At 53.6% G+C, this 21,984-nt stretch carries 26 protein-coding genes; 14 read left to right on the plus strand and 12 right to left on the minus strand.

What is annotated here, in order from left to right; genetic code table 11:
- Positions 1 to 46: 46 nt before the first annotated feature.
- From AUMI_RS07425 to AUMI_RS07435, 3 genes are read left to right on the plus strand one after another with little or no spacing between them, the layout of a single operon-like run.
- Entirely contained in the window at positions 47 to 1,267 is a 1,221-nt protein-coding gene (locus AUMI_RS07425) for a serine hydrolase domain-containing protein (RefSeq protein ID WP_172418288.1), read from the plus strand.
- Between the two features lie 57 nt (positions 1,268 to 1,324).
- Positions 1,325 to 2,152, plus strand: coding sequence for a DUF6671 family protein (locus tag AUMI_RS07430; RefSeq protein ID WP_096383053.1), 828 nt, complete (start codon positions 1,325 to 1,327; stop codon positions 2,150 to 2,152).
- 20 nt (positions 2,153 to 2,172) lie between these two features.
- A complete protein-coding gene (locus tag AUMI_RS07435; protein ID WP_197702063.1) occupies positions 2,173 to 3,105 on the plus strand; it encodes an L-threonylcarbamoyladenylate synthase in 933 nt (310 codons plus the stop codon).
- On the opposite strand, the gene AUMI_RS07440 is transcribed toward AUMI_RS07435, so the two are convergent.
- Entirely contained in the window at positions 3,102 to 4,433 is a 1,332-nt protein-coding gene (locus tag AUMI_RS07440) for a flavin monoamine oxidase family protein (protein WP_096383056.1), read from the minus strand. The two genes, AUMI_RS07435 and AUMI_RS07440, sit on opposite strands and share 4 nt — an antisense overlap.
- An 8-nt stretch (positions 4,434 to 4,441) precedes the next feature.
- Entirely contained in the window at positions 4,442 to 5,941 is a 1,500-nt protein-coding gene (locus tag AUMI_RS07445; RefSeq protein WP_096383059.1) for an APC family permease, read from the minus strand.
- Positions 5,942 to 6,038: 97 nt separating this feature from the next.
- Here AUMI_RS07445 and AUMI_RS07450 point away from each other — a divergent pair, with 97 nt between their 5' ends.
- Positions 6,039 to 6,788: a DUF429 domain-containing protein gene (locus AUMI_RS07450; RefSeq protein WP_096383063.1), complete on the plus strand. Its 750-nt coding sequence runs from the start codon at positions 6,039 to 6,041 to the stop codon at positions 6,786 to 6,788.
- On the opposite strand, the gene AUMI_RS07455 is transcribed toward AUMI_RS07450, so the two are convergent.
- A complete protein-coding gene (locus AUMI_RS07455; RefSeq protein ID WP_096383549.1) occupies positions 6,785 to 8,479 on the minus strand; it encodes an ABC1 kinase family protein in 1,695 nt (564 codons plus the stop codon). The genes AUMI_RS07450 and AUMI_RS07455 overlap by 4 nt on opposite strands.
- 39 nt (positions 8,480 to 8,518) lie before the next feature.
- Positions 8,519 to 9,064 carry a PadR family transcriptional regulator gene (locus AUMI_RS07460; protein WP_231951743.1) on the minus strand — a complete coding sequence of 182 codons (546 nt, stop codon included), beginning with the start codon at positions 9,062 to 9,064 and terminating at the stop codon, positions 8,519 to 8,521.
- 66 nt (positions 9,065 to 9,130) lie between these two features.
- On the opposite strand from AUMI_RS07460, the gene AUMI_RS07465 reads away from it, so the two are divergent.
- On the plus strand, positions 9,131 to 9,334 hold the full coding sequence (locus AUMI_RS07465; protein WP_197702064.1) for a DUF2256 domain-containing protein: 204 nt from the start codon (positions 9,131 to 9,133) through the stop codon (positions 9,332 to 9,334).
- A gap of 11 nt (positions 9,335 to 9,345) precedes the next feature.
- Here the strand turns inward: AUMI_RS07465 and AUMI_RS07470 are convergent, their stop codons facing one another.
- Positions 9,346 to 9,921 carry a DUF1349 domain-containing protein gene (locus AUMI_RS07470; RefSeq protein WP_096383065.1) on the minus strand — a complete coding sequence of 192 codons (576 nt, stop codon included), beginning with the start codon at positions 9,919 to 9,921 and terminating at the stop codon, positions 9,346 to 9,348.
- A 91-nt stretch (positions 9,922 to 10,012) separates the two neighbouring features.
- Between AUMI_RS07470 and AUMI_RS07475 the strand changes: the two genes are divergently transcribed.
- Positions 10,013 to 11,101 (plus strand): alpha/beta fold hydrolase, encoded by a 1,089-nt coding sequence (locus tag AUMI_RS07475; RefSeq protein ID WP_172418290.1) that lies wholly within the window; start codon positions 10,013 to 10,015, stop codon positions 11,099 to 11,101.
- Positions 11,102 to 11,155: 54 nt separating this feature from the next.
- Positions 11,156 to 11,518 carry a rhodanese-like domain-containing protein gene (locus AUMI_RS07480; protein ID WP_096383070.1) on the plus strand — a complete coding sequence of 121 codons (363 nt, stop codon included), beginning with the start codon at positions 11,156 to 11,158 and terminating at the stop codon, positions 11,516 to 11,518.
- 7 nt (positions 11,519 to 11,525) lie between these two features.
- Here AUMI_RS07480 and AUMI_RS07485 read toward each other — a convergent pair whose 3' ends face one another.
- Together AUMI_RS07485 and AUMI_RS07490 are read right to left on the minus strand one after the other, a co-directional pair.
- Entirely contained in the window at positions 11,526 to 12,947 is a 1,422-nt protein-coding gene (locus AUMI_RS07485; RefSeq protein WP_096383072.1) for a cryptochrome/photolyase family protein, read from the minus strand.
- Between the two features lie 184 nt (positions 12,948 to 13,131).
- On the minus strand, positions 13,132 to 13,749 hold the full coding sequence (locus AUMI_RS07490; protein ID WP_096383075.1) for a winged helix-turn-helix domain-containing protein: 618 nt from the start codon (positions 13,747 to 13,749) through the stop codon (positions 13,132 to 13,134).
- A 236-nt stretch (positions 13,750 to 13,985) separates the two neighbouring features.
- Between AUMI_RS07490 and tadA the strand changes: the two genes are divergently transcribed.
- Entirely contained in the window at positions 13,986 to 14,456 is a 471-nt protein-coding gene (tadA, locus tag AUMI_RS07495) for a tRNA adenosine(34) deaminase TadA (protein ID WP_096383077.1), read from the plus strand.
- Here tadA and AUMI_RS07500 read toward each other — a convergent pair.
- On the minus strand, positions 14,453 to 15,415 hold the full coding sequence (locus AUMI_RS07500; protein ID WP_096383079.1) for a cation diffusion facilitator family transporter: 963 nt from the start codon (positions 15,413 to 15,415) through the stop codon (positions 14,453 to 14,455). The two genes, tadA and AUMI_RS07500, sit on opposite strands and share 4 nt — an antisense overlap.
- A 46-nt stretch (positions 15,416 to 15,461) precedes the next feature.
- Here AUMI_RS07500 and proC point away from each other — a divergent pair, with 46 nt between their 5' ends.
- Positions 15,462 to 16,313, plus strand: coding sequence for a pyrroline-5-carboxylate reductase (gene proC / locus AUMI_RS07505; RefSeq protein WP_342411385.1), 852 nt, complete (start codon positions 15,462 to 15,464; stop codon positions 16,311 to 16,313).
- On the opposite strand, the gene AUMI_RS07510 is transcribed toward proC, so the two are convergent.
- Both AUMI_RS07510 and AUMI_RS07515 read right to left on the minus strand, forming a co-directional pair.
- Complete coding sequence (locus tag AUMI_RS07510) at positions 16,314 to 16,985, minus strand: potassium channel family protein (RefSeq protein ID WP_096383084.1); 672 nt, start codon at positions 16,983 to 16,985, stop codon at positions 16,314 to 16,316. It abuts the gene before it with no gap.
- Positions 16,978 to 18,396 (minus strand): TrkH family potassium uptake protein, encoded by a 1,419-nt coding sequence (locus AUMI_RS07515; RefSeq protein WP_231951744.1) that lies wholly within the window; start codon positions 18,394 to 18,396, stop codon positions 16,978 to 16,980. The genes AUMI_RS07510 and AUMI_RS07515 overlap by 8 nt, the downstream gene beginning before the upstream one ends.
- Before the next feature lie 65 nt (positions 18,397 to 18,461).
- On the opposite strand from AUMI_RS07515, the gene AUMI_RS07520 reads away from it, so the two are divergent.
- From AUMI_RS07520 to AUMI_RS07535, 4 genes are all read left to right on the plus strand, one after another.
- A complete protein-coding gene (locus tag AUMI_RS07520; protein ID WP_096383086.1) occupies positions 18,462 to 18,935 on the plus strand; it encodes an ArsR/SmtB family transcription factor in 474 nt (157 codons plus the stop codon).
- A gap of 81 nt (positions 18,936 to 19,016) precedes the next feature.
- Positions 19,017 to 19,115, plus strand: a complete 99-nt coding sequence (locus AUMI_RS07525; RefSeq protein ID WP_003792170.1) for a 30S ribosomal protein bS22 — start codon at positions 19,017 to 19,019, stop codon at positions 19,113 to 19,115.
- Positions 19,116 to 19,201: 86 nt separating this feature from the next.
- Positions 19,202 to 19,459: a glutaredoxin family protein gene (locus tag AUMI_RS07530; protein WP_096383089.1), complete on the plus strand. Its 258-nt coding sequence runs from the start codon at positions 19,202 to 19,204 to the stop codon at positions 19,457 to 19,459.
- Entirely contained in the window at positions 19,456 to 19,758 is a 303-nt protein-coding gene (locus tag AUMI_RS07535) for a Dabb family protein (RefSeq protein WP_096383092.1), read from the plus strand. Before AUMI_RS07530 ends, AUMI_RS07535 begins: the two co-directional genes overlap by 4 nt.
- Positions 19,759 to 19,816: 58 nt before the next feature.
- Here AUMI_RS07535 and AUMI_RS07540 read toward each other — a convergent pair whose 3' ends face one another.
- Positions 19,817 to 20,197 (minus strand): SHOCT domain-containing protein, encoded by a 381-nt coding sequence (locus AUMI_RS07540; RefSeq protein ID WP_096383094.1) that lies wholly within the window; start codon positions 20,195 to 20,197, stop codon positions 19,817 to 19,819.
- A gap of 96 nt (positions 20,198 to 20,293) precedes the next feature.
- On the opposite strand from AUMI_RS07540, the gene AUMI_RS07545 reads away from it, so the two are divergent.
- Complete coding sequence (locus tag AUMI_RS07545; RefSeq protein WP_096383096.1) at positions 20,294 to 20,554, plus strand: glutaredoxin family protein; 261 nt, start codon at positions 20,294 to 20,296, stop codon at positions 20,552 to 20,554.
- A 61-nt stretch (positions 20,555 to 20,615) separates the two neighbouring features.
- Here the strand turns inward: AUMI_RS07545 and aspS are convergent, their stop codons facing one another.
- Positions 20,616 to 21,926 carry an aspartate--tRNA(Asn) ligase gene (gene aspS / locus AUMI_RS07550; RefSeq protein ID WP_096383099.1) on the minus strand — a complete coding sequence of 437 codons (1,311 nt, stop codon included), beginning with the start codon at positions 21,924 to 21,926 and terminating at the stop codon, positions 20,616 to 20,618.
- Between the last annotated feature and the right edge of the window lie 58 nt (positions 21,927 to 21,984).

The raw sequence follows: 21,984 nt of genomic DNA on the forward strand, positions 1-21,984 counted from the left end.
TGTTTTCTGTATGGCTGCAGACTCAGGGCTAGGCCACAATGGGGAGATGGCCCAAAGCTCGCACTCCACCTCATCTTTTGTCGGACATATTCCACAAGGTTTCGTCGCTTCAGGTTTTGAACGCGTTGCTGAAGTTTTTGCTTCCACACTCCAAGACCAAAACAGCGGTGCAGCATTAGCGATTCGTGTAGACGGCCACATTGTGGTTGATCTCTGGGGAGGTATCGCCGACGAACGAGATGGACGTGTCTGGGAAGCCTCGACACCCAGCACAATTTTCTCATGTACCAAGGGCCTCGTTTCTATCCTTGCTGCACATCTTGTGAGCGAGGGCCTTCTTGACTATGACGCACAGGTCAAAACCTATTGGCCAGAGTTTGGTGTGGCAGGAAAAGAGAACACACTCATCAGGCACCTTCTTTCCCATCGAGCCGGTCTATCTGCGCCTAGGAGAGACCTCACTTTTGAAGATGTCATCAATTGGGAAACCATGGTTCAAGTTCTCCAAGAACAGGAACCTATATGGACACCCGGGGCTGGCTGGGGATATCACGCGTTGACTCATGGTTGGCTCAACGGAGAGGTCATCCGCCAAATTACTGGTGTCACCGTTGGGGATTATTTTCAAGAAGTACTAGCGAAGCCGCTTGGTGTCGAGGCCTGGATAGGTTTACCAGCTAACCGTATTGGTACCCCTGCTCATTTACAGGTGGTGAACCCTGAAAGTGAGCCCACTTTTATACCAAGCCGAACAGTTGGCGGACCTGTGTCTGATCAGTTCACTGATCAGGAGTGGATGGAACGCGCGATGACTCTGGGCGGCGCATTAGCTGGCTTGGTTTCATCAGATAAACCTGACTTTAATGATTCTCGAATTCAGATGGCGCAAATTCCTGGCGGAGGAGGAATCGCCACCGCACGAGCATTAGCGAGCATGTGGTCCTCAACAGTTGTGAAGACGGACGGGCTTCGGTTGCTCAATGATGACGTCATATCTTTGGCAACCGAGGTTCAGTCTGAAGGCCCTGCGGTGTTCTCGAGTGAAATTCCTCCGCATCCCCGCTGGGGTGTGGGCTTTATGTTGAATTCCCACAGGCGATCGTTTTTGACGCCCAGTAGCTTTGGGCATGACGGTGCTGGTGGTCAGGTTGGTTTTGCAGATCCCGTCAACCGCGTCGGTTTCGGATACATCACTAACCGAATGGAGCTCACTGATGACCACCGCGCTCCCAAACTGATTGACGCTCTCAAGAAAGTAATTGGATAGGGATTCACTCCACTCATTTTCAGAGTTCTTTCACCCTCAGCCTTTAGTCTGATTTCTATGGCTCCCACCATTGCACTGGCAACAAAGCACGGGAAACTCGCGCAGATTGCCCCTGCTTTTGAACGCATCCCTGAATGGGAGCTCACCTTGGCAGAGATTGACACCGATGAATTTGGAACATTCAGTGGTGAAATTCCTCGCACGCTGAGCCCTCGTGATGCCGCTATTGCCAAAGCACGCGTCGGGGCAGAATTGTTGGGCACTGACTACGGGCTTGCCAGTGAAGGAAGTATCGGCGCTCACCCGCACATGCCCTGGGTCACCTCTGACCATGAACTTCTGGCTTTGGTGTGTGTGAGTAAAGACTTTGTCATCGTGGAAAGCCATCTCTCTGCAGATATTCGGGCACACAAAGAAACTGTGGATGAACACACCGACCTCGAGCTTCTTGTTTCGCGACTTGATCTGCCCACACACGGAGCAAACATTCTTTATCATCAGGACAATGAATTAGTCGTTCTCAAAGGTATTCAGGACCCAGAGATGTTCATTGTTGAGCTGAACACGCTGCTGGGGAGTTCGGTTGAAAACCTGCGCGTGGAGAGTGATTTCCGGGCGATGAGCTCGCCATCACGCCAGGAGAACATCAGGGCGTGTGCGGAGAGACTTGTCACTCGTATCTCCTCCAACTGCGCTAGCTGTGGTGAGATCGGCTGGGGCAAAGTCGGTTATGAATTCGGGCTCCCCTGTAGCGGTTGCGGGCAGATGGTTACCTCGGTGCCGCATTCAGAGACGTTTGGTTGTGTCGCGTGTGACTATTCTGAAGTTGTCTCACTTGGACAACACAGCATTGACCCTGCCCGCTGTGACTTCTGTAATCCCTAGAGCTACACCCAGGATTGAATGTGACTTCTGTTGATATCGCTCGAGCTGCTCATGCTTTGAAGCAGGGCTGGCTCGTAGCGTTCCCCACCGAGACCGTCTACGGTCTCGGTGCTGACGCAGAAAATCCTGAAGCGGTTGCCAGAATTTACCGCGCCAAGGGGCGCCCAGCAGACCACCCATTGATCGTGCACATCAGCACAGCAGAGTTGGTTGACCAGTGGGCTAGTGAAGTTCCTGACTATGCCCGCACCCTCGCGCGCGATTTCTGGCCTGGCCCCATGACGCTCATCCTCTCCCGGTCAACCCGAGCCGGCGACTTTGTCACTGGCGGTCAAGACACCGTAGGACTCAGAATTCCCAATAATGAGATTGCTCGTGAGCTTTTGGCAGAGTTTGTGCGACTTGGTGGTTTCGGTGTTGCCGCACCGAGCGCAAACAGGTTTGGAAAAGTCTCTCCCACGACCGCTGCTGCGGTGAGAGAAGAGTTGAATGACTATCTCGACTCTTCAGACATTGTTTTAGAGGGTGAGCAGTCTGAGGTGGGAATTGAATCCACCATTATTGACTGCACCGCAGAAGCTCCACGCATTCTTCGCCCGGGGGCCATCACTCAAGAGATGATTGAGCGCTCAACCGGATTGCGAGTCAAGGACGCTGACACAACCATTCGGGTCAGCGGGTCATTGGATTCTCACTATGCCCCTCGGGCCAAGGTGGTCTTGAATGAACAACCTCAACCTGGAGACGGGTTCATTGCTTTGAGCTCAGTGGCAATCCCAGAGGGAGTCGTGCGCCTTGCAGAACCTCGGACCAACATTGAATATGCCACGCAGCTTTACTCGGCATTGAGAAAGGCAGATGAATTGGGCCTTTCACGAGTGGTCGCCATCACGCCAGAAGGTGACGATATCGCTTTAGCTATTGTTGATCGCTTACAGCGGGCCAGCTTCTAAAGACCAGACCACAGATTGCTGATGTCGATCTGCTCCCCTAGAACATTCTGTGCTGCACGGTGTCCGGACATCAGTGCTGCGGTGACCGTTGCTGGGTCTTCTCGCCAGGTGGCCTCGCCAGCTATGTGCAGAACTCCTCCTACTGGTGTTGCAAGGATGTCGTGTTCGGAAGTGTCAGCACCCACGGTCAAATAGGAATAGGCCCCTCGAGCAAACGGATCATCCTTCCACGCCGTGCGGTGAATCGTGTGAGGAAGAGGCACGTCATCGCCGTAGATTTCTCGCAGCGACTTCGTAATCAGCCCAGCTACCTCGGTATCTGAGAGGTGTCGAGTTTCAATGGCGCACGGTCCGGCTGCGAAAGTCAATAGTGCTGGAGTGCCATGAAGGCTGCTGAGGTCATACCAGGAGTGCCACCAGTCACCGGCAGCTCCTTGCCGGCGGAAGGCATAAATGTCCTCGTCCCAGAACCGGGTGTCATAGCGAAGGATGACCTTTTCAAAATCATTCATACGGAAACTGTTCACTGCATGGTGAACCTCTGCAGGTAGCGGTGGTTCAATACGGAAGTCATCGGAGTTTAAAACTCCGATGGGAACTGTGATGATGACCTGATCGGCGCTGAAGTCACCCTGATTGCTGTGAACGGTAACTCCCTCACCGCTCCATGTCACGCGAGTGACTGTGTGGTTCAGGCGCACATCGATATCAGCTGCCAAGCCATGAGCGAGGACGTCATACCCTTTGGGGAAAACGACTTCGTCGCCGTCAACTTCCTCGTTATCAAGACCATGCGCATCGATAAGAGTGAAGTGGGCGCCGTCTTGTTCCTCAGTTCTATGCTGCATGTATTCGCGCACACGTTGTGAGCGCTCCTTATTCCACCCGATTGTCTCGAGAGCACGATCGACTGCCTGGGCATAAGAACTACCCGAGGGGATGGTCTCGATGACTTCTGCGAGTACCGTGTCGAAATAGTGAATGTCTTCGGTGAAAGCACGTGCTTGTTCCACACTGAGGCGCTTTCCTTCAGGATCGAAGTACACAATAGGCCTTCCATCGGGCTGGAAGCTACCTACCGTGAATTCGATCATGGGCATCCCCAGCGCAGCACACATCCGCTCAACAGGACTGTCGTCGATGCCATGAATCCAAGACGCCCCTAAGTCGGTGACGTAGCCATCGCGATGTTCGGAGTGAAGCCGGCCACCGAGACGATCTCGTGCTTCAAGAACCATCACCGAGTTGCCGTGCTGTTGCAGCAGGCGGGCTGCCGTGAGGCCTGATACCCCGGCGCCAATAACGAGAGTGTTGACGTGAGCAGTCATGTCAGTTCTCACACATCAGGAACAAGCACAGGGGTTTCCCTGTTGAGGCTTTCGCGGCGGAAGAAGGGCTTTGATCCAGGACGAAGCCCCCATAGTCCCATCAATACAAAGCCAAGCAGAATGGCACCAACACCAATGACGAAGGAGCCACCAACACCCAATAGAACGGTGTAGCCATAGTCGACATTGATCATGTCAAACGCTGACTGAATGAATGCGTAAGTCAACAGCAGTCCACCCAGCAGCGGGAAGATCCCACGCATCCAGAGGTTGCGTGCACTCTCGCGCAGTGTCTTCCGGAAATACCAGAACGCAGAGAAGCTCGTAATGGCGTAGTAGAAGGCAATAGCAAGACCCATAGAAGACAGCGAGTCAGCGAGCATATCGGTGGAGAGGAATGACATCACAACGTAGTAAGCGATTGCTGCCACACCCATGACCACCGTAGAAAACCATGGAGTCTTGAAGCGGGGGTGAATCTGAGCAAACTTTGCAGGCAGAGCTTTATAGACAGCCATCGAAAGTGTTCCACGAGCGGTAGGCAAGATAGTGGTTTGCGTCGAGGAGGCGGCAGAGATCATGACCGCCAGAATGAGCAACCAACCCCACTGACCAAAGAAGGTGTCTCGAAGGACAGTAAAGACATCATCGAGATTGTCGGGGTTTGCTAAACCAAAGCCTGTTTCTCCAAAACCAGAAAACATCATGACGGCAACAGTGACACCGACATACACAACGATGAGGATGACAATCGTCATCAAAGCAGCACGACCAGGAGTCTTCTTGGGATTACGTGTCTCTTCGTTGAGAGCAAGACAGGTATCCCAACCCCAATAGATAAAGAGTGCTAGAAGTACGGCCTGCATAAACCCAGACCATGAACCAAGTTCTGCAGGGTTAAACCACGACCAGGAAAAGTTCACAGAGTCAGCATTAGCGCCGGAGGTGGCATTGATAAATGCCAGAACTCCAAAGGCAACTAAGAGCCCCATCTGGAAAACCATGAGAACGGTTTGCATGCGCTCGCCGACTTGGAGCCCAAGAACACTGATCGCAGTCATCAGCGCAATGAATGCCACAGCAGTCCAGACAACAATGACGGGATCTTCTGCGAATCCAGGGTTACCCACGAGGTACCAGAAGTAAATCGCGGTGACCTCACTCACATTCGCCAACACCATCACGCTGGCAACAGCTAAAGCCCAGCCGCCAACCCATCCGGTAACCGGACCGAAAGCTTTGGCTCCCCAAACAAATGTTGTGCCACAGTCAGGCATTTCTCGGTTGAGTTCTTGGTACGCAAAGGCTGCAAAAATCATGGGGATGGCAGCAATGATGAACACCAAAGGTGCTTGTGCGCCGACGGCAAGAACCACGTAACCCAGTGTTGCCGCCAACGAATACAGCGGAGCAGTGGAGGCAAGACCAATGACGGTAGATCCGAATACTCCGAGGGTATTCGCTTGTAGTCCCTTGCCCGACGAAGGTGCCTGAGTGGGTGCGCTCATAGGGGATCCTCTCCAACGCTGCAGATGTCTTCATGCTAACCGAATCAACTGGGCCTCTCCATCAACTTCCTCGTCGCAAGATGAATAGGCTTACTTCATGTTCACTGCCGGAGTTGACCTCGCTGCGGAGCCCAAGGGCACCGCAGCGGCTGTGATCGAATGGTCCGCCGGAACTTCTGTCATCCGCGAGTTGTATCTCGGGGCAAGCGATGACGTCATTGTTGATATCGCAGGCCGTGTGAACAAAATGGGCATTGATTGTGCACTGGGCTGGCCGAAAGAATTTATCCAATTTCTCACGGCGCAACAGTCTCTGCACGCGAAGAAAATAGATTTTGACGGTGGAATGGATTGGCGCAGACGGTTGGCATACCGGGAGACCGATCGCCACGTTCGTAGCGTTACCGGCCGGTGGCCGCTGAGTGTGGCAACCGATCGACTTGGTCTCACAGCAATGAGGTGTGCGGGTCTACTGTCCAAGGTGTCTGCATCGGGCATCGCGATTGATCGCACCGGCGCAGGGTTAGTCGCGGAGGTCTATCCCGGAGCGGCGCTGAGGTTGTGGGGTTTCGATACGACCGGCTACCGAGTATCTGAGCACAAACGCGAAGAGCTTCTGAAGCTCATCTGTGACGAGGCACCGTGGATCGATTTGGGAGACCACAGGACAATGATGGTGAAATCCTGTGACGCCTTCGATGCAGTGATTGCCGCACTCGCAACACGCGCGGTAGCCACCGGGCGCTACCTCACGCCTTCACTACAGCAGCGAGAGTTCGCGCACTCTGAAGGCTGGATTTGTCTTCCACAGGACACACTCGCCTCTGTGGTTGAGGACAACGTTTAGGGCAGCGGTCCTCGTCGAGCAATCACGTCCGCGAAGAGTGCGTGCAAAAGTGGAAGTGCTGAGGTAATCATCAAGATGGTGCCAAGAGTTTCATCTCTTTCCATCACCATCAGCCCACCAATAAAGAAGACACCAAAGAGCACGGCGGAAACGACTCTGCGCACTGCCCGGTTCAATGCAGATGTTCTCTTTTCCAGATCAGGATTTCTGAGGGTGAGCTGCCCAAGTTCTGCTCGCGTGATGAGCGAATCCATGCGCTTGGGCAATCGAGCTAGCAGGGCAAGTGAGCTCAGCCCGTCGCGCAGGAATGCCTGCACAACATTGCCTCCCTCGGCGCGGATGAGCTTGGCTGAGTAGGGCTCGATAGCGTTCCAGATGTTGAACTGTGGGTTCACTGAGCTACACACCCCAGAGGTGAGCGAGATAGCTCGGATTACAAGCAAGAAGTTCTCGGGGAATTGGAACGGTAATGCGCGCACAATGTCAGAGAACTCATTGACGAAGGCTTTGAATTCTCGGGGGTCAATAGTTTGAAGCTCGACAAAGCTCACTCCACCGAAACGATCAAAGACTTTGGTGAGCGCCCGCTCAAGTTCGACGGTGTCAGCTGTGGGCATGAGAACACCAATTTCACGCATTCCTTCCACCATGCCTGCGCCGTCGCGAGATGCAGCAGCAATCACGGTTGTTCGCAGCGCGCGACCAAGGCTGCTGGGAACTTCACCCATCATGCCAAAGTCGATAAAGGTCATTCTCCACGTCAGACCGTTTTCATCTGGCTCTGCCAGTGGCTGAATGAAGATGTTGCCAGGGTGTGGGTCGGCGTGGAAGAAGCCGTGAATGAAAACCTGGTCAAACATGACGGCGGCAAACTCGTTGGCAACAGCCTCCGGGCTAATTCCAGCCGCTATCAGTGCATCGAGGTCGGTGATTTTGATGTTGGTGACATCTTCTTGGGTGAGCACCCGACGCGTTGATCGTTCCCACACCACCAGAGGTACACGAACTCGGGGGTTGTCGGCAAAGTTTTCCGCGAAGCGCTCTGCATTGGCCGCCTCGTTGAGGTAGTCAATTTCTTCCAAGCAGGTTTGTGCAAACTCATCCATCAACGCGGGGGCGTCAGCGCGCTTGTTGACCAAACTAATTCTGCTGAGCCATCCGGCAACGCGTCGCAAGGCACTGAGGTCAACGTCAACAATTTGATCAATTCCCGGCCGCTGGATTTTTAGAATGACATTGAGTATTCCTGTGTCTTGTGCATCGAGCTCAGAAAGCGTTGCGCGGTGGACTTGCCCCAGTGATGCTGCAGCCAACGGTTCAGGGTCAACCTGACTGAAGATGCTCTCTAGGGGCATGCCAAGTTCTTTTTCTGCCAGAGCACGAATGAGGTCGAAGGGCACAGCAGGAACTTCGTCCTGCAGCCCTTCGAGCTCTTTGGTGATGACAGGGGGGAGGACATCTAGACGGGTAGACATGAATTGACCCAGCTTGATCAGCAAGCCGCTGAGGTCTAGGGCCAACTTTTGGAAGCTGCGCGCGATGTTTTTTAGTCTTTTGGTGCGGGTGCGATTGGGAACGCTGGACAGACCCATCCGGGGCAAAACGAGTTCATACCACCACAGCGAGGCAAGATGCCTGGCGGCAAAGCGAAGAATTCTGCGATAGCGCGCGCGTGCTTGACGAGCAGTCATCTGCTCGCTGGCAACGCCTGTGCTTGGGGTACCCACCCCTTAATTGTGCGTCACAATTGCGGAAAGTTTTTTCGCAGTTTCCTCGAGGAGTGCAGTTGCCTCCTCCATCTGGGCAGCATTTCCTAGCCGGGCAACATCTGCAGCAGCTTTTGCGACGCTTACACCTGAGCGAGCCAGAGCACCGCGTGGTCCAGAGGGACGATCAAATCCGGTTTCCCACGGAGCTGGTGATTCGGACTCGGCGGCGGCTACTTCTGTGCCCTCTTTGGTGAGGGAGTATGTTCGACGGCCCTTAGTTTCTTTAACCTCGAGCAGCCCTTCGTCGACGAGAAGTTGGAGGGTGGGGTAGACCGAGCCGGGGCTGGGCTTCCAGGCACCACCGCTACGAGTCTCAATCTCATTCATGATTTGGTAGCCGTGCATCGGTGATTCGTTCAACAGTCTCAGCACGGCTGAGCGGACGTCGCCACGGCGCATGCGCATGTCTACATTGCGCTTGAACTGTCCACCGAGGTCTTCGAGGGTTTGCAACGCTGAAGAAAGAGACCAGTCTGCGCCGGAATTTTTGGTCCATGTGTCTTTCACGTTGTTCTCCTTATCCACTGCTGCGAACACTTAACGATATATCGTTCACGTTGGGTGATAAAACCCGTGAATAACAATTCACAGCAATTACTCAACTACATTGGGGGAATGCCCCGCACTGCACAGACCAAGAACGGCTTCGCACCCAAAGTGTGTGAGCGCTGTGGTTTGCCTTTTGAATGGCGCAAGAAGTGGGCGCGTGAGTGGGAAAACGTGAAGTACTGCTCAGAAAAATGCCGCAGGACTAAGGGTCCACACCAAGATGGTTAAGTTTCCTTGCTTTAGTGCAAGGAAGAATCAGCATCACCACTGAGCAGTCGTGTGAAAGTGACAGACAATCCAGCTCGGCTCGGGCTAGCAAGGAACAAACCAGCACGCCACGGCTTGTTGGGATCTAACGGCACTAACCGGACCAGCTGCCATTCGTCCTCACACCTTGCCCGAATTGTTAGGGCATCACCAGTGCGGCTCAGCCGCAAGTGAACCTCTTTGCCTTGCCACTGAGGAACGGGCGCAACAGACCAGTCACTGAGCTCTGAGGTAACGACAGCCCCGAGCTGCGCAAACCCATCTGCGAACTCAACTCCTGCCTTGATCCAGTGTGTGGGATCTGAGTAGACGAACAGACCTGCCTGGTCGAACTGCTGGTCATAGTTGAGCAGCCAACTCAATTCCAGCGAGGAATCTTGGGGGAAGTCATTAAGAAGAGCATGGCCATTGTCGTGAATAAACCCGTAAGACGTGGTGCGCCAAAAGTCACTTGCAGGCCGTGCTTCAACTACGAATCCTTCAGTACTGAAGGAGGTAGAGGCGGGTTCGTTGAGCCATTGTCCTGCGCCGAGCTCCATCTGCCTCATGAGGAAACTATGCCATGATTTTCATCCAACTCCCAGCAGTTCATTGAAGCGCTCGCATAGACTGAACCCGCAGTTTAACAAGGAGCCAAGCATGAGCAATGTACTGATTAGCCAGGAAAAAATCTCCACCAGCCTTACAGGTGCTGATGCCTTCAAGGTTCGCTACCGGTCACATGATTTTCATGGCAAGCCCACTGAATCCACCGGAATTGTTATCGCTCCTGTAGGTCCCGGAGAAAACCGGAAGGTGATGAGCTGGGGGCACGGGACTACGGGAATGGGTGATGCTGCTTGTCCGTCAGTACAGCCAGACCCAGCGCGCGAACTAACTCTGTACTTTGACTCGGGTTCAGTCACACAAATTGATTACGGTGTACCTGGAGTGCAGAAATTCATCGACGAAGGCTGGGTCGTTGTTGCTACTGACTACCAAGGGCAGGGAACTGCTGGAGCTCACCAGTACACCGTCAATAGAACTAACGCGATTGATGCGATAGCTATCGTGCACGCAGCGCGTGAAATGAATGTCGGCGCTGGCACCAAGGTGGGTGTTATCGGTTGGTCTCAAGGTGGCGGAACTGCTGCTGCCGCAGCAGAACTTAATGAAGCAGACTACGGAGATCTTGAACTTGTCGGTGTTGCAGCAATGTCACCAGGTGTTCCTGCGATTGCCCTGAAACTTCCGGGTATGGCTGCCGCTCTCTCTTCTGGAGAACCTGCCACCGCCCCAGACCCTCACTTGTTTATGATGCTCGGTGCCATGACTGAAGCTTTCCCCGACACATTATCGCTGGATGATGTGTTTACGGACCTGGGTAAGAAGCTGTACCACGAGAACTGGAACAGTGCACCTGTTCATCACTTTGGTGACATTCTTGCCCGCAACTTTAACTTGCACGGGCCTGTACTTGAGATCAACAAGGCGAAAATGCCCGCATGGTTCCAAGCTTTTGAAGAAGTTTCTGCAGCACAGAAGAAGCCCGTGTGCCCTGTCCTTGTCCTGATTGATGGACAAGACCCCAACGGCCCCTGCCCGCTGCCGTGGCAGCTCGGCTACATCGATGCGATCAAGGCCTTGGGTGGAGATGTCACGTCTTCGACCTATCCTCACGACGATCACTTCTCGCTGCCTCAGGCATCGATTGACGAAGCGCGCACCTGGCTCGATTCCAAGTTTTAGCCACATTCCCCAGCCAAAACGTATACCCCCAGGGGTATCTGCTAAGATGGTCTCATGAAGAAGTTCTTTGCCCTCCTTGCTCTGATGTTTGTTGCAGTGTTTGCGCTGTCCGCATGCGCACAGGATTCTGGGCCCATCACCGTGAGCCAGGACACCATCATTGTTGATGTGCGCACTCCGGCTGAATATTCAGAAGGACACCTTGAGGGTGCGGTCAATATCGATGTTCAATCGCCGGACTTCGCCACCATTCTGAGCCAACTCCCCACCGATGGTGAGTATGTGGTTTATTGCCGTTCAGGTAAAAGATCAGCTGTGGCAACAGAGCAGATGAAAGCAGCTGGTTTCACAAACGTTATTGACGCCGGAAGCATGGAGGCCGCCTCGAAAGCTACCGGTATTGCCATAGTTCAATAGCTGGTGCTCAGAGATCCACGACAGGTGGACGAATCTGGCGAGGGATATCTCCCAAAGTCTTAAAAGCTTCAAGGGCACGATTTCGAGTTTCAAGCAGATCAATAATCGGTTCGGGGTATCCGCTGAGCATGGGGTGCTCATAGTCACCTAGGTAGCGGTGAAGATATTCACCTTTAGGGTCGAACTTCTCGGCTTGAAGTTTGGGGTTGAACACTCGGAAGTACGGTGCTGCATCAGCACCACTGCCCGCAACCCACTGCCAGGAGGCAGCGTTGCTGGCAGGGTCAGCATCAACCAGGGTGTCCCAGAACCAGGCTTCACCGATACGCCAATCAATGAGTAGGTTCTTGATTAGGAAAGAAGCGGCCACCATCCGCACACGGTTGTGCATGTAGCCGGTCTGCCACAGTTCGCGCATACCCGCATCGACGAGTGGGATTCCGGTTCTTCCTTGCTGCCAAGCATCAAGAATGTCTGGATCTGCTGGACCCCAGGGGAAGTGATCAAACCGGGCATCAAAGTTTACGGTGGCTAGCTCTGGCCAGTGATAGAGCAGGTGGTAACTGAATTCGCGCCAGCCAAGCTCGGAGAGGAATTTGGTGGCATTGGTTGTGATCTCGGGAGTATTGCCCATCTTGCGACGGAATTCATCTGTGGCATGCCAAATCTGGAACGGGCTTATTTCACCCCACCGCAGATGTGGGGAGAGCTCACTCGTGGAGTACTCCGAAGGGAAGTCACGACCCTTTGCATATCTGGTGATGCGCGAATCAAAGAAGCGCTCGAGTGCCTGATGTGCTCCGTTTTCACCGACGTTCCAGCGATGGTCAAAAGCAAGAGCCCAGTTCGGGGAAGTCGGCAGCAGATTCCAGGAATCCAATTCATCACTGGCAGGTTGGGTTGCCGGAGGAATGAGTTCGGTGGGCGCAGGGATAGGTAAGCGTGGTGGGGTAGGACGGTTGACACACGACTTCCAGAACGGAGTAAACACGGTGTACGGGGTGTCATTTCCAGTTCGGACTGTCCACGGCTCAAACAAAACATTCGCTTGGAACGAGTGGGCATCAACACCTGAAGCCTTGGCATATTCCTTGATGCTGGCATCTAAGTCACGCTCTGGTTTGCCGTAGCGACGGTTCCAGTACAACGCACTGGCATTGGTCTCACGGATGAGTCCTCGAATAATGTCTGCTGAGGCGCCTTGCTTGAGAATCAGCTCGCCCCCTAGGCGGCGCACTTTGTCCGAGAGTGCAACCAGGCTGTGGTGTAACCACCATTTGGTTGCCCCACCCAGTGGCCGAATACCGGGGCTGACCTCGTCGAGGATGTAGACCACAACCACAGGTTCACCGTGTTCGATGGCAGCAGCTAGGGCAGGGTTATCTGCAACACGGAGGTCATCTCGAAGCCAAACGATTGTGCAGGTCATAGGTACAGCCTAGGCAATGGGAAAGGGCCGATCGGAAGAGGCATCCGATCGGCCCTTGTTTTACACCAAGAGTTTTGCAATCACATTCACGAGGCCACCACAGCAAGTAAGGCTCGTACTGTCACTTTATAACGAAAAGGTAACGGTAGGGAAGAACTTTTTCTTTGTGTTACCTGTGAATGATTTAGAACAGATCAGGACTGGGGGTTCCTGCGTGCATGACCGTGACATCAGCGTGCTGGTCATAGCGGTAGCCCACACCACGAACAGTGCGGACGATGTCCTCGAAGCGGCCCAGTTTGGAGCGCAGGCGTCGCACGTGAACGTCAATGGTGCGCTCGTTAGGAATATCGAGATCATCTTCTCGCCACAAGGCTTTGATGATCTCTTCGCGGCTGATGGTCTCGCCTTTGTGAACGACAAGGAACTGCAGCAGTTCAAATTCCTTGAAAGTTAGCGGTGCTGCTTGGTAGTCGATGAGGACACGCTTGCGCGAGATGTCCACAACAACACCACCGTCACCGTCAGAAGGCTCAAAATCATCTTCGGGTTTGTATTTCGCCACCGCAGAAGGCTCCTGCAGTGCCAAACGGACCAAATCGACTTGGCGTCCCTTGGAATTCGCTGGTGCTAACGCAACAGCTGCGTAGGTCTCAGTACCGGGGACGAGTTCGTTGGTGAGCTTCTTGAGTGCTTCGACAACCTTGCCGAGATCGAGACCGCGCTCAGCGGCGCTGGCTTCATCGAGCCCAACATACAAGGCAAAGCCTTTAGGTTGGGGGCGTTCGTGGGGAGTAGACATCTGGGGAATCCTTTGTAGTGCCGTAAAACATCGAGCCAGCTAAACACGGGCGATGTGTTGGAAGTCGAGAAGTGGAGCGAGGAAGGTTAGTTGCTGCAACACATTCGACGGCAGGCACAGCTCATCGCGGGCATCATGCCGCGGTCACCACAGGTGGTGTGAGCTCCGTATGTCATAGGGATAAGTTAACCGGACGTAGCTAAACCCTGTCAAATAAGCCGATATAGGCTGAAAGCATGGCTGTCCCCACCTCCGCAGAGCGCAAAGCCCAGATGGAGCTTGCTCTCGAACAAGCACGTGCCTGTGCGCACTCTGATGACGTCCCGGTGGGAGCAGTCATCCTGGACGCCGCAGGTGAGGTGATTGCCACCGGAAGAAACACTAAAGAGCGAGACGACGACCCTCTCGGCCACGCTGAAGTGATGGCCATCAGAGCTGCTGCAGCCAGCTTAGGAAGTTGGCGATTGGATGACTGCACACTCATTGTCACCCTGGAGCCGTGTGTGATGTGTGCTGGAGCAATACTTGCTGCACGCATCCCCACCGTTGTCTACGGTGCGTGGGATGAAAAAGCAGGTGCAGCAGGATCAGTTTTTGATCTGCTTCGTGACCGCCGGCTCAACCATCAGGTTGAAGTGATTTCGGGTGTCCGCGCCGAAGAATGCGGACAGTTATTGACCGAGTTCTTCCGAGAAAAACTGGGTTAGTCAGTTCCCTTAATCACGATGGCATCCGTTGCCAGTGACTCAGTCCGGTCAACCCGTGCCACGTCAGGCTCGAGATAAATCACCCGAGCAGCAGGAACACTTTCCCGAACACGACTCTCAATGGTGTTAATTGCTTTGGCTACCTCAGAGAAGCGAAGCTCCGCCGGGAAAGCTAACTTTGCTGCGACTAAGAACTCATCGGGGCCAAGATAAAGAGTCTTCATGTGAATGATGCCGTCCGTTTCACCACCGGCAATGATTGCCTTCTCAATGGCCTGAACATCCTCGACACTTGCCCCTTCACCAATGAGCAAACTCTTTGTTTCAATGCCCAGGATGATCGCCACCACAATCAGCAAAATTCCAATACCAATCGTGCCCAAAGCGTCAAAGAGGCTATCGCCGGTGATTACCGTAAGACTCACACCGAAGAACGCCAGGACAAGACCAAGCAAAGCAGCAGTGTCTTCCAGCAGAACTACCGGAAGCTCAGGTGCTTTGGCGTGACGAACAAATTGAATCCAGGACGCATCACCACGGTGAGGGTTTGATTCCCGAATAGCTGTGCGCAAAGAAAGGCTTTCTAAGACAATCGCGATGGAGAGAACTAGCAGAGGAAGCCACCACATCTCGAGCGGCTCAGGATGCTGGAGTTTGTGAAAACCTTCATAGAGGGAGAAGACACCACCGACGCTGAACAAAATGATGGAGACAACGAAGGCATAGACGTAGCGTTCGCGGCCGTAACCAAAAGGGTGCTTGCCATCAGCACGTTGCTTGGCTTTGCGGCCACCAATCAGGAGCAACACCTGGTTACCTGAGTCGGCGAGAGAGTGCACTGCTTCCGCAAGAAGAGAGGTAGCGCCGGAGAGAGCCCAGGCGATGAACTTTGTGGCAGCAATACCTAGGTTTGCGAGCAGTGCAGCAATGATTGCCTTGGTGCCACCGGTTGCACTCATGGACGTATCTCCCTCAATCGTCTTGAGTCAATCCTAGAATGAGCGGGTGAGTGAAAATACACAGGTAACCCTGCCCACCATCGCAATGCTTGGCGCCGGATCCATGGCCAGAGCAATTCTTGCCGGCCTCCTTGCTCCACACGTGAGTGTGGAGGGAGCTGTTCGCGTAACAAACAGAAGTGCCGATAACGCAGCGTCATTCGACAACGAACCACGGGTGCAAGCGTGGGCAACCGCCACTAACCCCGAAGCGAACCTCGAGGCAGTGCGCGGTGCCGCCATAGTACTTGTGGCAGTCAAGCCAGCAATGGTTCCAGATCTGCTGGATGAAATATCTCCCGCGCTCGCCGAGGGCGCAATCGTCGTCAGCGTTGCGGCCGGTGTAACGACGGCCACCATGGAAGCGCACCTGCCCGAACATGTTTCTGTTATTCGCACCATGCCCAACACGCCCTCCAAGATTGGCTTGGGTGTGACCGGCATTACTGCCGGAAAACGTTCCACCCCAGCTCAGCTCGACCTTATTTGTGGCATGTTCTCCACCGTAGGTGAAGTCATCGTCCTGCCCGAGAACATGATTGATGCCCTGGGATCAATCTCAGGTTCTGGTCCTGCATACGTGTTCTATTTCATTGAGCAGCTCACCAAGGTGGCCATTACCCACGGATTTAGTGCTGAGCAAGCTCAGAAAATGGTGCAGGGCACCTTCCGCGGTGCTGTTGAGCTACTTGCACAATCCGGTGAGGAACCCCAAGAGCTGCGTCGCCAGGTGACCAGCCCCAAGGGGAGCACTGAACGTGCCATTGCGGTCTTTGATGATGCCAACATCGAAGCAATATTGCTTAAGGGAACTCAAGCGGCAATTGCTCGTTCCGAGGAAATGGCCCGCGGAGAATAGTTACTTTTCTAAAGAAGCGAACTTTTCAATGTCGTCGGGGTGACCAGAAACAATAATTTGGTCACGTGCTTCGACATAAGTGTCAGCCGTGGAATAGACAAACGATCCGCCTGGCTTCTTCACACCCACAACGGTGATCTTGTAATCGCGCCGCAGGGCTGCCTCAGCAAGAGTCTTGTTCTGAATAGCCAGTGGGGGATACATCTTCACAATGGCGAAGTCAGTGTCCAGCTCAACGAAGTCGAGCATCTGTCCTGAGAGCAGGTGAGCAACACGCTCACCAGCTTCTGCTTCGGGGTAAATCACGTGGGTTGCCCCAATGCGTGTGAGGATCTGGCCGTGGGATTTGCTGATTGCTTTAGCCCAGATATCTGGAATGCCAAGGTCAACTAAGTTCGCGGTGATGAGCACGCTTGCCTCGATGGAAGAGCCCACGGCAACAACGGCGGTTGAGAATTCCTCTGCTCCAATTTGCTTGAGGGCATCAATGTTGGTCACATCTGCTTGTACTGCGTGGGTCACACGCTCTGACCACTTCTGGACAAGCTCCATGTCTGTGTCCACGGCAAGAACTTCTCGGTCGAGGCGATCGAGTTGGCCGGCAGTTGCAGCACCAAAACGGCCTAGGCCGATAACCAGTACCGCATTGTTTTTCTTTTTGTGATCAACCAACGATCGGCCTTTCCTCGGGGCGGGTAAAGAATTGTCCTACTTGTGTTGCTGCCAAAGCTGCCGCCATAGTCACTGTACCGACGCGACCCATAAACATGACAAGAGCTAAAACGTAGAGAGCAGGATCGGATAATTCTGCTGTCACACCGGTGGACATTCCTACGGTGGCGAAAGCAGAGATGACGTCAAAGAGTACATATTCCAGCGGGGCATCTGTGAGCTCACTAATGATCAGGGTGCCGATAGCTACCGTGGTTGCCCCCCACAGACCCACGCTCACAGCTAGGCGCAGCACGTCTCCGGGAATGCGACGCTTGAAAGCTTCTATTGAGGAACGTCCTCGTGCCTCTGCAATGGCAGCAAGAATCAAGACCGCAAACGTGGTCACTTTGATACCGCCGGCGGTGGAGGCCGAGCCACCACCAATAAACATGAGCATGTCTGTGAACAGCAAGGTTGAGGAATCTAGCTGAGAGATATCGACCAGATTGAAACCACCGGAACGAGACATGGTGGAGAGGAATGCCGCCTGATAGGTGAGTTCACCCGGCCCCATGCCCATGAACACTTGAGAATTACCTGGTTCGAGAATGAGGTATCCCACGATTCCCCCAAACCACAAAATGGCCCACGTTGTGAGGGTCAGCTTGACGTGCAGAGACCATCTGCGGGGGTGCTTGAGGTTACGACTGAGCGCATAGATTACGGGGAAGCCCACGCTTCCGAGGAACACACCAACCATGATCAAGGTAAGGAACCAGTAGTCATGAGCAAAAGGCACAAGACCACCCACGTTGGGGGTGAAGCCGGTGTTCGTGAATGCCATGGCCGAGTAATAGAAGCTGTACCAAACACTTTCGCCCAGGGAGTATCCAGCAGAGAGCACGCTAGGAAGCATGAGTAGAGCAATTGTGGTTTCAATGATGATCAAGCTGAAAGCAACTGTGGCAAGCAGGCCACCGACTTCACCAAGTCGAATGGCTTGGCCTTCGGCTACTGGCCCCGAGTGAATGCGCATCGGGTTGGTGTCGCTTGCGGCCATCAGGCGAGCTCGTAATCCCAAACGGCCCGAGATGATGGTTCCCAAGATGGAGGCCAACGTTAGAACACCAAGCGCACCAACCTGGGTTCCTGTGAAGATGATGGCATTCCCCAGAGGAGACCAATACGTCGCCATATCAACAGTGCTCAACCCGGCAACACAAATAGTCGACATGGCGTTGAAGAATGCGTCTGCAAAAGAAGTGGGTTTACCAGTTGCGCTAGCAAATGGCTGAGCAAGAAGAATGGTGAAAACCATGATCAGTGAGGCAAAGATCAGAATCGCGAATCGAGAAGGTGACCTCGAGGCAAACGCCTCGAGGCCTTCACGAATGCGTGCAGGAAGGGAGAGTTGTTGTGATGAAGCCAACCTGTTTCCCTCTCTGAGTAACTCCTCCCATGCTACGCGGTGCACGGGGGCGCTAACCTAGATACATGGCTGACATTTTTGACGTTGTTGCGGACGAAACCCGTCGTGAGATTTTGCAAATCTTGCTAGAAAACTTGACCACCTCCACAGGTGAGATGAGTGTTTCCGAACTTGTGTCTCGCACCGGCCTGAGTCAGCCCACCGTCTCTAAGCAGCTGAAGGTACTTCGCGAAGCAGGGGTTGTGGGTGTTCGTGAAGATGGACAGCACCGCCTCTACCACCTTGACCCCACGCCACTAGAGGAGCTGGAGGATTGGGTGATTCCTTTCTTGAGTGTTAACTTCCCTGGTTCTTCCACTGACGAATATGACGAGCGTTTGTTTGCGAGCGAAGCAGTCACAGCAGCAGGAAGCTCTGTTGGTAGTGCCGCTGCAACGACGGTTTTCCAGGTAACTCAGGCTTTTGGTGATCTGCAAAACAGCACCAAAGATGCTGTGAACAAGCTCACTTCTGGCTTGCGTAAAAAGGGTCGCAAGTAATCCGCTAGACTTCCACGAGGCATTAATTGCCTTGCTCTGACCGCCACCGTTGCGGTCTAACCCGATTTTTGTGAGGTTTCCGTGGGTTCAGTCATCAAGAAGCGCCGCAAGCGTATGGCGAAGAAGAAGCACCGTAAGTTGCTTCGTAAGACTCGTCACCAGCGTCGCAACAAGAAGTAGTTCGACTACTTCTTGACAGCACAAAGGCGTCAGACCATCAGGTCTGGCGCTTTTTGCACGCTTAGACAGTGTCCTAGTCTGGAGTGGTGTCTGCGATAACTCTCACCTTGATTGGCAAACCTGGTTGCCACCTTTGTGAAGAAGCTGAGGTTGCGGTCGAGGGTGTTCTTGCTGATTTTGAAACAGATCAGGTTGTTCTGGAACACAAATCTATTGAGGACGATCAAGATCTCTACGATTCCTATTGGGATCAAATTCCCGTGCTGTTAATTGACGGCAAAGTTCACAACTATTGGCGTATCGATCCTGAGCGCCTTCGCTTAGCTTTGAAGGAGCGCTCATGAGTATTCGTCACATCGTGATGTGGAAGTTAGGAACCGACTCTGCAGAAGAGAAGTTGGCCCAAGCTGAAGAAATGCGGGTAGCACTAGAGGGTCTCAATGGCGTTGTCCCCAGCCTGCGTTCACTCACGGTCCGGCCCAATGCACTATTCGTTGGAGCAAACTTCGACGTCGTGCTTGATTCAACTTTCGATGACGCTGAAGGTTTAGCTGCCTATGCGTCTCATCCCGCGCATGAAGAGGCAGCACAGGTCATCAAGAAGTATGCAGTGGAGCGCACCGCTGTCGACTACGAGTTATAAAGTTCAAGACTTAACGACGAAGGGCCCGGGAGTAATCCCGGGCCCTTCGTGCGTGAAATTACTTACCTGCGAGAATGTTCTTCTTCAGGGTTGCGAACTCAGCTGCGGTGATTGCACCAGAGTCCTTGAGAGCCTGAGCCTTAGCCAGCTCGTCAGCGGTGGAAGTACCAGCGACCTGCTTGATGTAGTCGTCGGTTTCCTTCTTTGCAGCAGCAACAGCAGCCTGCTGACGCTGAGCCATGCCGTTACCGCGAGCGATGAGGTAAATCAGCGCAGCAATGAAAGGAGCTGCAATTAAGAAGATCACCCAGAGAGCCTTGGCGCCTCCACCAATGGTGTGGTCGCGGAACAGGTCGGTAATGATCGAGAAGAAAATCATGATGTACGCGATAAGGAGGAACGCGAACAGGAATGTCCAGAGGAAGTCAGTGAACTGCATGTGTAAACCTTTCAAGAGTGCCAGCAATCACAAAAGGGATTATCCAGCGTGGGAAATTTTCCCCAAGCTCTGATTGTAGAGGGTTAGGCTTGTTTTATGACTGACTCAACAGGGAAAATTACCTTATACGGCGCAATGTGGTGTGGCGACTGCCGCCGCTCCAAATCTCTCCTCGACACCCTCAATGTTGATTACGACTACGTTGACCTCGAGGAAGTCCCCGAAGCAGCCGATGTAGCAGCCGGCCTTGCAGGCCGAAAGAACATCCCTGTCATCGCCTTCCCAGATGGTGCCGTGCAGTGTGAGCCCAGCGACAGTGAACTCCACGCCAAGCTGACCGAGCTCGGAGCAATCTAATCCAATCCTGAAACACAAACGCCTCCCGCAGGGGAGGCGTTTGTTCGTTAAGACACTGGACTTACGGAGTCAGACGGTTTGGTCCGCGGAACAGGTAGGTAACCTCGCGCAGGTTGGGCTGGTGCAGAAGAAGCATCAACACACGTGAGAGACCCATACCGAAACCACCGTGGGGAGGAACCCCGTATCGGAAGAAGTCGAGGTAGAACTCGAGTTCCTTCGGATCCAGACCCTTCTCACGAGCTTGGGCTTCGAGAATGTCGATGCGGTGTTCACGCTGAGCACCAGTGGTGATTTCGGTTCCACGCCAAATCAAGTCATAGCTGTTGGTGATGGTCTGATCCTCTGCATTACGCATGTGATAGAACGGGCGAATGCTGGTGGCGTAATCGGTCAGGAAAACAAACTCGTGACCATACTTTTCTGCAACATATGCGGCGATCTGTCGCTCACCTTCGGGGTCCATGTCGTCATCGTTACGAGGAACTTCATAGCCACGCTCGGCAACGATTTTCTTGGCTTCTGCCAGAGGAATGCGGGGGAAAGGAATTGAGGGAACTACAACGTCAACATCGAAAAGTTCCTTGATTTCCTCGCCGTGCTTTTCCTTCACTGCAGTCAATGCAGCAACAAGAAGCTCTTCCTGCATCTTCATCACGTCTTCGTGGCTGTCAATCCAGCTCATCTCTGCGTCAACAGAAATGAACTCGGTTGCGTGACGAGAGGTGAAAGAAGGGTCAGCGCGGAAAACAGGGCCAATTTCAAAAATCTTGCCAAAGCCAGCGGACTGGGCCATCTGCTTGAAGAACTGTGGGGACTGCGCCAAGTAGGCCTTGCCCTCGAAGTATTCAACCTCAAACAGCTCAGCGTTAGATTCACTGGCACTAGCCATGAGCTTGGGCGTGTGAATCTCAATAAAGTCACGCTCAATCCAGTAGCAGCGCATCGCGTGCTCGAGAGTGGTCTCTACCCGGAAGATGAGGTTGTTGCGGGCCTCACGGAGGTCCAGGAAGCGCCAATCCAAACGCTTATCAATGCCACTGTCAGCAGCGATAGGAGTTTCAGGGTTAGCTGCGGTGACAACTTCGATGTCAGAGACTTTGATTTCTAAGCCACCGAGCTTCACACGCTCATCAAGTTTGAGTTCACCGGTAACACGGATGAAAGAACCGGTAGCTAAACCAGAAATAATGTCGGCAAGAGGATCAGATTCTTCGGCACGGGGGTGCACCAGCTGGGCTGCGCCGCTCTCATCCCGGAGCACAACGAACTGTACTCTCTTCTGGTCACGGACCTTATCTACCCAACCAGCCACCGTTACGGGGCCTTCGGGGATTGTTGCCAGGTTCTTAATTACGATGCGTTCAGTCACGAGACCCAAGTTTAGCCGGCCGACTCTCGGCGAATTCACCGGAAAGGCTTCCGTAGAC

Source organism: Aurantimicrobium minutum (assembly GCF_002355535.1).
Classification (GTDB): domain Bacteria; phylum Actinomycetota; class Actinomycetes; order Actinomycetales; family Microbacteriaceae; genus Aurantimicrobium; species Aurantimicrobium minutum.

Bases quoted from the DNA above. Each gene is read 5' to 3' on its own strand.
- AUMI_RS07430 (WP_096383053.1), top strand. From the start codon at position 1,325: ATGGCTCCCACCATTGCACTGGCAACAAAGCACGGGAAACTCGCGCAG.
- AUMI_RS07440 (WP_096383056.1), bottom strand. From the start codon at position 4,433: ATGACTGCTCACGTCAACACTCTCGTTATTGGCGCCGGGGTATCAGGC.
- AUMI_RS07455 (WP_096383549.1), bottom strand. From the start codon at position 8,479: ATGACTGCTCGTCAAGCACGCGCGCGCTATCGCAGAATTCTTCGCTTT.
- AUMI_RS07470 (WP_096383065.1), bottom strand. From the start codon at position 9,921: ATGAGGCAGATGGAGCTCGGCGCAGGACAATGGCTCAACGAACCCGCC.
- AUMI_RS07500 (WP_096383079.1), bottom strand. From the start codon at position 15,415: ATGAGTGCAACCGGTGGCACCAAGGCAATCATTGCTGCACTGCTCGCA.
- AUMI_RS07520 (WP_096383086.1), top strand. From the start codon at position 18,462: ATGGCTGACATTTTTGACGTTGTTGCGGACGAAACCCGTCGTGAGATT.
- tadA (WP_096383077.1), top strand. From the start codon at position 13,986: ATGGCTGTCCCCACCTCCGCAGAGCGCAAAGCCCAGATGGAGCTTGCT.
- AUMI_RS07425 (WP_172418288.1), top strand. From the start codon at position 47: ATGGCCCAAAGCTCGCACTCCACCTCATCTTTTGTCGGACATATTCCA.
- AUMI_RS07490 (WP_096383075.1), bottom strand. From the start codon at position 13,749: ATGTCTACTCCCCACGAACGCCCCCAACCTAAAGGCTTTGCCTTGTAT.
- AUMI_RS07540 (WP_096383094.1), bottom strand. From the start codon at position 20,197: ATGCAGTTCACTGACTTCCTCTGGACATTCCTGTTCGCGTTCCTCCTT.
- AUMI_RS07480 (WP_096383070.1), top strand. From the start codon at position 11,156: ATGAAGAAGTTCTTTGCCCTCCTTGCTCTGATGTTTGTTGCAGTGTTT.
- AUMI_RS07535 (WP_096383092.1), top strand. From the start codon at position 19,456: ATGAGTATTCGTCACATCGTGATGTGGAAGTTAGGAACCGACTCTGCA.
- AUMI_RS07450 (WP_096383063.1), top strand. From the start codon at position 6,039: ATGTTCACTGCCGGAGTTGACCTCGCTGCGGAGCCCAAGGGCACCGCA.
- AUMI_RS07485 (WP_096383072.1), bottom strand. From the start codon at position 12,947: ATGACCTGCACAATCGTTTGGCTTCGAGATGACCTCCGTGTTGCAGAT.
- AUMI_RS07475 (WP_172418290.1), top strand. From the start codon at position 10,013: ATGAGCAATGTACTGATTAGCCAGGAAAAAATCTCCACCAGCCTTACA.
- AUMI_RS07445 (WP_096383059.1), bottom strand. From the start codon at position 5,941: ATGAGCGCACCCACTCAGGCACCTTCGTCGGGCAAGGGACTACAAGCG.
- AUMI_RS07545 (WP_096383096.1), top strand. From the start codon at position 20,294: ATGACTGACTCAACAGGGAAAATTACCTTATACGGCGCAATGTGGTGT.